Genomic DNA, 11,633 nt, shown 5'->3' with positions numbered 1-11,633 from the left:
CGGCCGGCGCAGCGGGCGGGTGGGGAACCCCCGGCGAGTCGGCCTGCTCGCGTGGGGAGGAAGCGGCTGCGCCGCTTGCCCGGCGGACCGCTGCGGCCAAGCACGCGGCCGCCGATCTGCGCGGTGGCTCGGGGTGGTTCGCGCAGTGATGTGCCGTCGAGGGCGGGCGGCTCGTCGCTATTGACGATGACAGTCGCGCTGTCACACTCTGGTTGAAGCACCTGCCGCGCGACGAGGAGGCCCGCGACATGTCCGAGGCGTACGTCTACGAAGCGATCCGCACGCCGCGAGGGCGTGGGAAGAAGGACGGATCGCTGCACGGGACCAAACCCGTCAGTCTCGTGACGGGGCTCATCGACGAGCTGCGACGGCGGCACCCGCGGGCGGATCCGGAGGAGATCGACGACCTCGTGCTCGGCGTGGTCTCCCCGATCGGGGACCAGGGCGGCGACATCGCCAAGACCGCTGCCCTGGCGGCCGGGCTGCCGGAGACCGTCAGCGGCGTGCAGCTCAACCGCTTCTGCGCCTCAGGACTGGAAGCGGTCAACACGGCGGCGCAGAAGGTCCGCTCCGGCTGGGAGGACGCCGTCCTGGCCGGTGGTGTCGAGTCGATGTCCCGCGTGTCCATCGGCTCGGACGGCGGCGCGTGGGCGATGGACCCGGAGACGAACTTCGCCACGTCCTTCGTCCCCCAGGGCATCGGTGCGGACCTGATCGCCACGCTGGAGGGCTTCGACCGCGACGCGGTGGACGCCTACGCCGCCGAGTCGCAGACGCGGGCGAGCAAGGCCTGGGCCGACGGGCGGTTCGCGCGCTCGGTCGTGCCCGCGGTCGACCGCAACGGGAACACGGTGCTCGACCGCGACGAGCACGTGCGCGCCGGCACCACTGCGGAGAAGCTCGGCGGGCTCACGCCCTCCTTCGCCGAAATGGGCGAGGCCGGCGGCTTCGACGCGGTCGCCCAGCAGAAGTACCACTGGGTGGAGCGCATCGACCACGTGCACACGCCGGGCAACTCCTCCGGCATCGTCGACGGTGCCGCGCTCACCCTCGTCGGCAGCGAATCGTTCGGCGCGCGCCACGGGATGACCCCCCGCGCCCGCGTCGTCGGTGCGGCGCTGAGCGGATCCGACCCGACCATCATGCTCACCGGCCCCGGACCGGCCGTGCGCAAGGCGCTGCGCACCGCGCAGATGAGCATCGAGGACATCGACCTGGTCGAGATCAACGAGGCGTTCGCCGCGGTGCCGCTGAAGTTCATGCGCGATTTCGGGGTTCCGCACGAGAAGGTCAACGTCAACGGCGGAGCGATCGCGATGGGCCACCCGCTCGGCGCCACCGGCGCGATGATCCTGGGCACGCTCATCGACGAACTCGAGCGGCGCGAACTGCGCTACGGGCTGGCGACGCTCTGCATCGGCGGCGGCATGGGCATCGCGACCATCGTCGAGCGCGTCGCCTGAGCGCCGCGCCCGCGCCACCCGCAACACCCCCGCAACCCGGCTGACGAAGACTGAAGGGCAGCGCATGACCGAGGAGAGCACCATCCGGTGGGAGTCCGACGGCGACGGCATCGTCGTGCTGACCCTGGATGACCCCCAGCAGCAGGCCAACACGATGAACGAGCGCTTCCTGCGCTCGATGGAGGAGACGCTCGACCAGCTGGAGCAGCAGCGCGACCAGATCACCGGCGTCGTGATCACCTCGGCGAAGAAGACCTTCTTCGCCGGCGGCGACCTGCGCGAACTCGTCCAGGCCCGCCCGGAGAACGCCGCCAGCGTCGCCGAGAGCACCGCGCGGAGCAAGCGCCAGCTGCGCCGGCTGGAAACCCTCGGCGTCCCGGTCGCGGCCGCGATCGGCGGTGCCGCGCTCGGCGGCGGCCTGGAGATCGCCCTGGCGTGCCACCACCGGGTCGCACTCGACCACCGCTCCGTGAAGCTCGGCTTCCCCGAGGTCACGCTCGGCCTGCTGCCGGGCGCCGGCGGCGTGGTCCGCAGCGTGCGGATGTTCGGCATCACCGACGCCCTGCTCAACCTCCTGCTGGAGGGGCAGCAGCTGAAGCCGCCCAAGGCCGCCGAGCAGGGGCTGGTCGACGAGCTCGTCGACTCGGCCGAGCAACTGCTCGGCCGGGCCAAGGAGTGGATCACCTCCGGTCCGGAGCCGACGCAGCCCTGGGACCGCAAGGGCTACAAGATCCCCGGCGGGGCGCCGGACAACCCCAAGTTCGCCGCGAACCTGCCCGCGTTCCCGGCGAACCTGCGCAAACAGCTCAAGGGCGCTCCGCTGCCCGCGCCGCACCACATCATGTGCGCGGCGGTCGAGGGGGCGCAGGTCGACGTGGACACCGCGTTCAAGGTCGAGGAGGAGTACTTCCTCGCCCTCGCGTGCGGGCAGACGTCGAAGAACATGAGCAAGGCCTTCTTCTTCGACCTGCAGCAGATCAACTCCGGCGGCAGCAGGCCCGACGGCCAGCCGGAGACGCGGGCGAGCAAGGTGGCCGTGCTCGGCGGCGGCATGATGGGCGCGGGCATCGCCCACGTGTGCGCCCGGGCCGGCATGGAGGTCGTCATCAAGGACGTCTCCGCCGAGGCCGCGGCCAAGGGCAAGTCCTACTCGGAGCAGGTGCTCGACAAGGGCGTGGCCAAGGGCCGCGTCAGCGAAGCCGAGCGCGCGGAGGTGCTGGCGCGCATCACGCCGACCGCCGACGTCGAACCGCTCCGCGGTGCGGACCTGGTCATCGAGGCGGTCTTCGAGGACCCGGACGTGAAGCAGCGGGTCTACGCCGAGATCGAGGACGTGGTCGACCCCGACGCCCTGCTGTGCTCGAACACCTCCACGCTGCCGATCACCGGCCTGGCCGAGGGCGTGCGGCGCAGCGAGGACTTCATCGGCCTGCACTTCTTCTCCCCGGTGGACAAGATGCCGCTGGTGGAGATCATCCGCGGCCAGCGCACGAGCGACCGCGCGCTGGCGCGGGCGTTCGACGTGGTCCGGCAGATCAACAAGACGCCGATCGTGGTCAACGACAGCCGCGGCTTCTTCACCAGCCGCGTCATCGGCACGTTCCTCAACGAGGGCGTGGCGATGCTCAGCGAGGGCGTCCCGGCGCAGACCATCGAGCAGGCCTCCGCGCAGGCCGGGTTCCCCGCGGGCGTGCTGCAGCTGTTCGACGAGCTGACGCTGACGCTGCCGCGCAAGATCCGCGAGGAGTCCCGGCGCGCGGTCGAGGCGGCCGGCGGCACGTGGACGCCGCACCCGGCCGACGCGGTGCTCGACAGGATGGTCGAGGAGTTCGAACGTCCCGGGCGCAACGCGGGAGCCGGTTTCTACGAGTACGCCGACGGCAAGCGCACGCACCTGTGGCCCGGTCTGGCGGAGCACTTCGGCAGGTCCGATGTGGACCCGTCCGCGGTGGACTTTACCGCCCTGACCGAGCGGATGCTGTTCATCCAGGCGCTGGAAACGGTGCGGTGCTTCGACGAAGGGGTCATCGAGACCGTGCCGGACGCGAACATCGGGTCGATCTTCGGCATCGGGTTCCCCGCGTGGGCCGGCGGCGTGGTGCAGTACATCAACGGCTACCCGGGCGGGCTGCCGGCGTTCGTCGCGCGCGCCCGCGAGCTCGCCGCGCACCACGGGGACCGGTTCACCCCGCCGGCGAGCCTCGTGGCCAAGGCGGAGTCCCGCGAACCGCTGGACGCGGGGGAGCCGGACTCCCAGGTCGTCGCCGCCACCGCGGCGTAGACCCGGGAGTCCGCGGATCGGCTGTTGAGGGCCGGGGGTGGGGTAGCTGGGAGGAACCTCCGGCGGGGCCTCGCTGCGGGATTCCCGACATCGGGGAGCCGCCTGCTCCCAGCTGCCTCCGACCTCCCAGCTGCCCCCGACCACCCTCCCCGGACGGGAGCAGCCCCTTCGGGGCTGTCCTCGCGAGGCCAGCGCCGGAGAACCCCCGTCGGGTCGGTCTGCGTGCGTGGTGAGGAAGCGGCTGCGCCGTCCACGTGGCGCAGCACAAGGTCACCGATCCGCGAGTCCCCGCAGAAGAGCATGCGGCCAGGCGCGCGGGGCGGTCGGCGGTGCAGCCGGCCGCCCCGGCGTGCGCGGCGGTGCTCCCCGGCGGCGGGGCTGCGCGGGCCCGGCTCGCTCGGCCCGCCGGGGCAGGACCAGCTGGTCGGCCGGTCGGCGCACGTCGGGGCGGGCGCCGATCAGCCCTCCGCGAGCCGGTCCACCGCGTCCGGCAGCAGGCTCGGGTGCAGCAGGTCCATCAGGTGCTGCGCGGCCTCGTCCGGGGTCACCTCCGGGCGGCGCTCGCGCCACAGCGCGAGGCGTTCGCAGGCACCGATGATCGACTCGGCGAAGGCCTCCGCGCGCAGCTCGCTGAGATCGGGGCGCGTGGCCTGCAGCAGGCGCGCGGTGAAGTCCGTCTGCTGGGCGCGGATGGCTTCCAGCTCGCTGGTGACCGAAGTGCTGGCCACGGCTGACTCGTTGCGCAGCAGCGCCCAGGACTGCGCGTGGTCCTCGCCGAAGCGGAAGAACGCCAGCAGGCAGTCGTGCAGCAGCTGCTCGGGGTGCTGGGCGTGCTCGGCCGCGCGCGTGGTGGACTCCAGCAGCTCCCGCTTGGCGCGGTGCAGGCAGGCGATGAGCAGTCCCTCCTTGGAACCGAAGTACTCGTAGAGCATCGGTTTGGACAGCCCCACGCGGTGGGCGATGTCGTCCATGGACGAGGCCTGGTACCCCTCCGCCGCGAAGATCTCCTCCGCCGCGGACAGGATCTGCTGTTCGCGCTCCGCACGGGTGTGCCGCTTGCGCGCGCCGTTCGTCGTCTCCGCTCGCTGCCGTGTCACCACGGAACAAACCCTACCGCAAGTAACCTACTCGTAGTAGCCTACTGTGTGGTAGCGCCGGATGGCGGTGAGAGGAGGGCCGATGACGCGGCAGAACAGCTCGGGTCGGCGCCGGTACGAGCACTCGGTGGTCATCGTGGGGACCGGGTTCTCGGGGCTCGGTGCGGCGATCAGGCTCAAGCAGTCGGGCATCCACGACTTCGTCGTGCTGGAGAAGAGCGACACCCTGGGCGGGACCTGGCGGGACAACGTCTACCCCGGGTGCGCCTGCGACGTGCCGTCGCTGATGTACTCCTTCTCGTTCGAGCAGAACCCCTCCTGGTCGCGGGCGTTCGCCACGCAGGACGAGATCTTCGACTACCTGCGCCACTGCGCCGACAAGTTCGGAGTGCACGAGCACATCCACTACGGCGTCGGGTTCACCGGCGCGGAGTTCGACGAACCCGCGCAGAAGTGGCACGTCGCCACCGCGGACGGCACCGAGTACGTCGGCCGCGCCCTGGTCTCCGGGGTGGGCGCCCTGCACATCCCCAAGTACCCCGAGGTGGCGGGGATCGAGCGGTTCACCGGCGAGGTCTTCCACTCCGCGCAGTGGAACCACGACTACGACCTGGCGGGCAAGCGCGTGGCCGTGCTCGGCACGGGCGCCAGCGCCATCCAGTTCGTGCCGAAGGTGGCCGAGGAAGCAGCGCAGGTGCACCTGTTCCAGCGCACCCCGCCGTGGATCCAGCCCAAGCCGGACGCGGAGATCCCGCCGAAGGTGCGGCGCTGGTTCCGCCGCGTCCCGGGGCTGCAGCGCGCGGCGCGCTGGGCGTTGTACTGGGTGCTCGAGGCCCGCTACCTCGGCGTGTTCAGCCGCCGGTTCGGGCGGCTCGCCGAGTGGCAGGCCAAGCGCTACATCCGCAGAAGCATCACCGATCCGGCCAAGCGCGAGGCCGTCACGCCGGACTACCGGATCGGGTGCAAGCGCATCCTGCTCTCCAGCGACTACTACCCGGCCCTGAACCGGGACAACGTCGACCTCATCACCTCCGGCGTGCGGGAGGTGCGCGAGAACTCGGTGGTCACCGGCGACGGGGCCGAGCACGAGGTGGACGCGATCATCTACGGCACCGGCTTCCACGTCACCGACGCGTTCGACCACCTGTCCATCGTCGGCCGCGACGGGCGCAAGCTCCAGGACGCCTGGAGCGAGGGGATGAACGCGCACCTGGGCATCACCGTCTCCGGGTTCCCCAACCTGTTCTTCCTGCTCGGGCCGAACACGGGCCTGGGGCACAACTCGGTGGTGTTCATGATCGAGTCGCAGCTCAACTACGCGATGAGCTGCCTGCGCCCGATCTGCCGCGGCGATGTCGGCTACATCGACGTGCGCCAGTCCGCCCAGGACGCCTTCAACGCGGAGGTGCAGGGCGACTCCTCGGCCGACGTCTGGGCCGACGGCGGGTGCTGGAGCTGGTACCTGGACGAGAACGGCGTCAACCGCGCCCTCTGGCCGGGCTTCAGCTGGAAGTACTGGTTGCGCACGCGCAAGGCCGATCCCGCCGACTACGAGGTGGTCGCCCCGGCGGGGCGGTGACGCCGCGCCCGCGCCCACCGCGCGTCCCCTCGTCGGCGGTACATTTCCGGCACGGGGACGCGCGTCGGCGTGTCGGGTGACCTGTCCACCCAGCTCGCACGTGCGTTCGATATCCTCCGCGACGGCGCGTGATGCGTGGTCCGCGATGTGCTCGGAGCACCGCTGCTGCACGGCCGCGGCACCGGACCCGGCGGCCCCGCGGGCACGCGCCGCACACCGAGTCGTACACCGGACGGGGTTCTCATGGGGCGCGCACTTTCCGACGACGAACTGGCCACCCTCCGTTCGGAGCTGGCCGCGGGCAACACGCCGACCGTGTGGTTCACCTCCGAAGCGGTCGGGGTCACCGAGGGGCGCTCCGGCAAGGTCATGGACCTGGGCGAGCCCGCGGAGGGCGATTTCATCCAGGTCCGGCCTGCCGGGTCGAAGGACGTGCTGTCGTTCTCCGCGGGGGAGGTGACCACCGAGCGGCCACCGCGCAAGCGCTCCTCGGGCGGGGACGGCGGTCGGGGAGGCTCCGCCGGATCCTCCGGCACCCCGGCGTCCGGGAAGGCGAGCACGGGGCGCTCCACCGCCGCGAGCGGGGCGCGCGGTTCCGGCGGGACGAGCGGCGCCTCGCGCGGCGCTACCTCAGCGGGCGCGTCCGGCAGCGGGGCGGAACGCGCCTCCGGTGGTGCGACGAAGCGCTCCGCAGCGACCTCCTCCGGCGCCACCTCCTCCGGGGCTTCCCCCTCCGGAGCGGCCTCCGCGCGCTCCGGGCAGCAGGCAGCGGCGCAGCAGAAGACCTCGGCGAAGTCCGGCGGCGAGGAAGGCGGCGGGAGCAGCGGTGGCGCCCGTTCCGGGCAGCGCCGCCAGCGCGCCACGCCCGGGGCCGTCGTCACGCTCACCGCCGATGCCGAGGGGCAGTGGCACGTGGAGGTCACCAGCGGCAAGAAGCGCGTTCTGCGGGCCACTCCCGTGCCACCATCCGCGGTGGCGCAGGCGGCGCACGCGCTGCACGACGACGTCGCCGCCGCCGTCGAACCCGTGCTCGAGGCGGCGCGGGAGCGCCAGCGCGCTCGCGTCGAACAGCTCCAGCAGGAACTCGACAGCGCCCGCCGTCTCCTCGAGGATCTCGACGGGCAGCAGAGCTGAGCCCGGTGCCGCGGCACCGGGCCGCGGCCGCGGACGACGACGGAGCAGCGAGGCGCATGACCACACGCACATCGACCGCTCACCCGCTGCGGAGCCGTTCCTTCGGCGCGCTGCTCGCGGTGACCGTCGGCGGGTTCGGCGGGTATGCGCTGCTGCTGTCGGTGGTGCCGCTGTGGGCGGTCACCCAGGGGGCGGGGAAGTTCGCCGCCGGTGCGACCAACGGCGTGTTCATGCTGGTCACGGTGCTGACCCAGTTGTTCGTGCCGTGGCTGCTGCGGCGCGTCGGGCACCGCGTCGCGCTCGCGGCGGGCACGGCGCTCATCGGGCTGCCCGCCCCGCTGTTCGCGCTCGCCGGCGAGCTGTGGTCGCTGCTGCTCGTGTCCGGGATGCGCGGGATCGGCTTCGGGCTGCTCACCGTCGCCGGCAGCGCCCTCGTCGCGGAGATCGTCCCCACCGAGGTGCGCGGCCGGGCGGCCGGACTGTACGGCTTGGCCGTCGGCCTGCCCAACGTGGTGTTCCTCTCGGCCGGGGTGTGGCTGAGCCACCAGATCGGTTTCGCGTGGGTGTTCCTCGTCGCCGGTGCCTTCCCGGTGGTGACCGCGCTCGCCGTGCTCGGCGTCCGGCCGGTGCGCGCGGCCGAGCCGCGCGGCCGGAGCCGGGGCCTGCCGCTGGCTCTCGCGCCGCCGTGGCTGGTCATGACCATCGTCGCCACGACCGCGGGCGGGCTGCTCGCCTTCGTCCCGATGGCCGTGGGCGAGTCGGTCGCTCCGGTCTCGCTGGCCGCGTTCGGCGCCACCATGATGCTCGGCAGGTGGGCCGCCGGGCACATCGGCGACCGCTTCGGCACGCGCCGGGCGCAGCTGCCGTCGATCGCCGTGGCCGCGGTCGGGCTGGTGCTGTTCGCCGCGGGAAGCGCCGGTGCCGCCGGCTGGGCGGTGCTCGGCGCGGGCGTGTTCGGAGCGGGCTTCGGTGCGGTGCAGAACATCACACTCGTGGCGATGTTCGAGCGGGCGCCGTCGGGTGCGGCCAGCGCGGTGTGGAACATCGCCTACGACGCGGGCAACGGCCTGGGGTCGGTGGGTTTCGGGGCGCTGCTCAGCGCCGTGAGCTACCCGGTCGCGTTCGGGCTCGCCGCGGCGGCGGTGGTGGTGTGCGCACCGGTGGCCCTGCTCGGGCGGGCGAGTCGCGGGTGGTGGAGGAGCACCGGCTGAGCGGCCGCGCGGTGCTCCGGGGCGGGACTCCGCTCGGAGCCGCCGTGCGCGCAACCGCAGGCAGTGCGACCGCGCGCGGTGCTACTAGACTCGGGGCGTGTTGCGGCGCATGCTGACCCCGCGGTGGATCCTGGTTCACCTGCTGTTCCTCGCGGCCACCGTCGTCACGGTCCTCCTCGCCGCGTGGCAGTGGGACCGCGCGCACGCCGCCGGGGGCAGTTTCCAGAACCTCGGATACGCCCTGCAGTGGCCGCTGTTCGGTGCGTTCACCCTGTTCTTCTGGTGGCGCGTCATCCGCCTCTTCGGTTTCGGCGACGGGCCGGAGCAGCGGGCCCTCGCCGCCTCGGCGAGTTCCGCGCAGGCACGTGCCGCACCCGCGGAGGACGCCCCCGCGGAGCGGGCCCGTTCCGCGGCGGGGGTCGGTTCCACCGGGCAGCGCCGCCGCCCCCTCGTGCCTCCGCCCGCCTCGCCGGTCGATCCGGACGAGGATCCCGAACTGGCCGCGTACAACCAGTACCTGCGCGAACTGAACGAACAGGACGGACGGGACGGCGGGCACCGGACGTGATCGACGCGCTGCGTTCCGTGCCGCAGCTGCGTCACCCCCGTGTGATAAGAACGAAGGTGCTGGCTGATTCTCTTCAGCGGACGGTGGGTGTGCTCTCGAGATCCACCGCCGAGCCGGTCTGTTCAGAGGAAGCGGAACGATTGGGGCGGGCGTGCGCAGTGGCGTACTGCTGAAAATGTTCGGGCTCTGCGTGCTCGCGGGTGTGCTGGTCGCCTGTTTGGCGCTGCCCGGGGCGACAGCCGCCGGATCGATGGTCAACCGGACCACCGACGCGATGGAGCAGATGTCCACCTCGCTGGCGAACCGCGACATGCCGCAGGTTTCCACGGTCGCGGACAAGGACGGCGAGCCCATCGCGCACTTCTTCGAGGACTACCGCGTCGACACCGAGCCCGGCCAGATCGCGGACACGATGAAGGCCGCGATCACCGCTGTCGAGGACAAGCGGTTCTGGGAGCACGACGGCGTGGACTGGCAGGGCACGATGCGCGCCCTGGCGACGAACGTGGCCTCCGGCGGGACGACGCAGGGCGCCTCGACGATCACCCAGCAGTACGTGAAGAATTACCTCGTGCACGTCGTGGCGCAGACCGACGCCCAAGCGGCCAAGGCGCAGGAGACCACCATCGCGCGCAAGCTCCGCGAGGCGAAGATCGCCGTGGGGCTGGAGCGCTCGATGAGCAAGGAGGAGATCCTCACCGGGTACCTCAACGTCGTCCCGTTCGGCAACCAGACCTTCGGCATCGGCGCCGCCGCGCAGACCTACTTCAACACGACACCGGACAAGCTCACGATCTCCCAGTCGGCCCTGCTGGCCGCGATCGTCAACCAGCCCGGTTCGCTCAACCCGGAGAGCAACCCCGAGGAGGCGCTCCAGCGCCGCAACCTCGTCATCGACCTGATGGCCGATCCGCACAACAACATCCGGATCACCAAGGAGGACGCGGAGCGGGCGAAGAAGGAGCCCCTCGGGATCGCGTCCCCGCTGGGGAGGCCGCCGAACGGCTGCGTCGGGCTCGGCAAGGGCAAGACCGACGGCTTCTTCTGCAACTACGTGGTCGACTACCTCGAGCAGTTCGGCATCGACAAGCACGACCTGGAGACCGGCGGCTACACGATCCGCACCACGCTGGACCGCAAGGCCAGCGACTCCGCCAAGGAAGCCGCGGAGAAGCACGTGCCGACCCAGACCGAGGGCATCGCCAACGCGATGGCCGTGGTCGAGCCGGGGCAGGGCAAGCACGAGGTGCGGGCCCTGGTCGCCAACCGCGATTACGGCAACGACGCGAGCAAGGGGCAGACGGCCTACGACATCGTCAGCCGCGTCCAACCGTTCGGGGCGGGGTCGATCTACAAGATCTTCACCGCGGCCGCGGCCATCGACCAGGGGATGAGCGCCGAGGACGTCATCCCGGTGCCGCCGACGTACACCTCGCAGGTGTACAAGACGGGGGGCACGCCGTACACGGTGGGCAACGCGGACGGCGTGGATCCGGGACCGCGCAGCCTGCAGGACGCGCTGGCGACGTCGCCGAACACCGCGTTCGTGGCCCTGGAGGAGAAGGCGGGCCTGAACAACGTCGTGGACATGGCCTCCAAGCTCGGCATGCGCAAGAGCATGAACCAGGTCAACATGTCCGGGCAGACGCTGGAGCCGGACGGTTCGAACGGGCCGTCGCTGGCGGAGAGCATCAAGCGGACCAACAACGGCGCGTTCACCCTCGGGTTCACGCCGACGAGCGTGCTGGAGCTGTCGAACGTCGCCGCGACGCTCATGAGCGATGGGGTGTACTGCCCACCGACCCCGCTGGAAGGGGTGCAGGACCGGCGCGGCAACCCGGTGCCGATTGACGAGCCCTCCTGCGAGCAGGTGGTGTCCCCGCGCACGGCGCACGAGCTGCAGAAGGGGATGAGCAAGGACCACACGGCGGAGGGCACGTCGCACCACGCGGCGCAGCAGGCGGGCTGGAACCGCCCGCTCATGGCCAAGACCGGTACGACGCAGCAGCACCGCTCCGCGGCGTTCCTCGGCGCGAGCCCGCAGCTGGCCGGTGCGGTGCTGACCTACGCGGACGGTTCCTCGCCGGAGGGCATCTGCGACGGGGGTGGCGATGCGCCGCCGTACCTGTGCGGAGGTGGCGGCAACATCTACGGCGGCAAGGTACCTGCGCGCACCTGGTACGACGCGATGATGCCGATCCACGAGGGTCTTCCGGCGAAACCCCTGCCGGGCGTGCAGCAGTAACCGGCGAGGACCGGCCGGGCGACTCGGTCCCGGCCTCCGGGCTTCGCGCCCGGGG

General features: G+C 71.8%; 8 protein-coding genes. 7 read left to right on the top strand and 1 reads right to left on the bottom strand.

Going from position 1 to position 11,633, the window contains the following annotated elements; all coding sequences use genetic code 11:
- Positions 1-248 precede the first annotated feature (248 nt).
- Both ACYVJE_RS09375 and ACYVJE_RS09370 read left to right on the top strand, forming a co-directional pair.
- Positions 249-1,463, top strand: a complete 1,215-nt coding sequence (locus tag ACYVJE_RS09375; protein ID WP_461144217.1) for an acetyl-CoA C-acetyltransferase — start codon at positions 249-251, stop codon at positions 1,461-1,463.
- Positions 1,464-1,527: 64 nt separating this feature from the next.
- The gene (locus ACYVJE_RS09370) at positions 1,528-3,744 is read left to right on the top strand and encodes a 3-hydroxyacyl-CoA dehydrogenase NAD-binding domain-containing protein (protein ID WP_461144157.1); all 2,217 of its coding nucleotides are present in this window, start codon (positions 1,528-1,530) and stop codon (positions 3,742-3,744) included.
- A gap of 458 nt (positions 3,745-4,202) precedes the next feature.
- Here the strand turns inward: ACYVJE_RS09370 and ACYVJE_RS09365 are convergent, their stop codons facing one another.
- Positions 4,203-4,844: a TetR/AcrR family transcriptional regulator gene (locus ACYVJE_RS09365; protein ID WP_459157080.1), complete on the bottom strand. Its 642-nt coding sequence runs from the start codon at positions 4,842-4,844 to the stop codon at positions 4,203-4,205.
- A 79-nt stretch (positions 4,845-4,923) separates the two neighbouring features.
- Between ACYVJE_RS09365 and ACYVJE_RS09360 the strand changes: the two genes are divergently transcribed.
- The 5 genes from ACYVJE_RS09360 (at position 4,924) to ACYVJE_RS09340 (ending at position 11,578) form a co-directional block, all read left to right on the top strand.
- Complete coding sequence (locus ACYVJE_RS09360) at positions 4,924-6,420, top strand: flavin-containing monooxygenase (RefSeq protein WP_461144156.1); 1,497 nt, start codon at positions 4,924-4,926, stop codon at positions 6,418-6,420.
- Positions 6,421-6,663: 243 nt separating this feature from the next.
- On the top strand, positions 6,664-7,554 hold the full coding sequence (locus ACYVJE_RS09355) for a DUF6319 family protein (RefSeq protein WP_461144155.1): 891 nt from the start codon (positions 6,664-6,666) through the stop codon (positions 7,552-7,554).
- Between the two features lie 56 nt (positions 7,555-7,610).
- A complete protein-coding gene (locus ACYVJE_RS09350) occupies positions 7,611-8,765 on the top strand; it encodes an MFS transporter (RefSeq protein ID WP_461144154.1) in 1,155 nt (384 codons plus the stop codon).
- 97 nt (positions 8,766-8,862) lie between these two features.
- Complete coding sequence (locus ACYVJE_RS09345; protein ID WP_461144153.1) at positions 8,863-9,333, top strand: hypothetical protein; 471 nt, start codon at positions 8,863-8,865, stop codon at positions 9,331-9,333.
- 175 nt (positions 9,334-9,508) lie between these two features.
- On the top strand, positions 9,509-11,578 hold the full coding sequence (locus ACYVJE_RS09340; RefSeq protein WP_461144152.1) for a transglycosylase domain-containing protein: 2,070 nt from the start codon (positions 9,509-9,511) through the stop codon (positions 11,576-11,578).
- Positions 11,579-11,633 lie beyond the last annotated feature (55 nt).

The sequence above is a fragment of the Salinifilum aidingensis genome, assembly GCF_054782015.1.
Note: the sequence above shows the minus strand (reverse complement) of the source record. Positions and strands in the feature narration are given on the sequence as shown.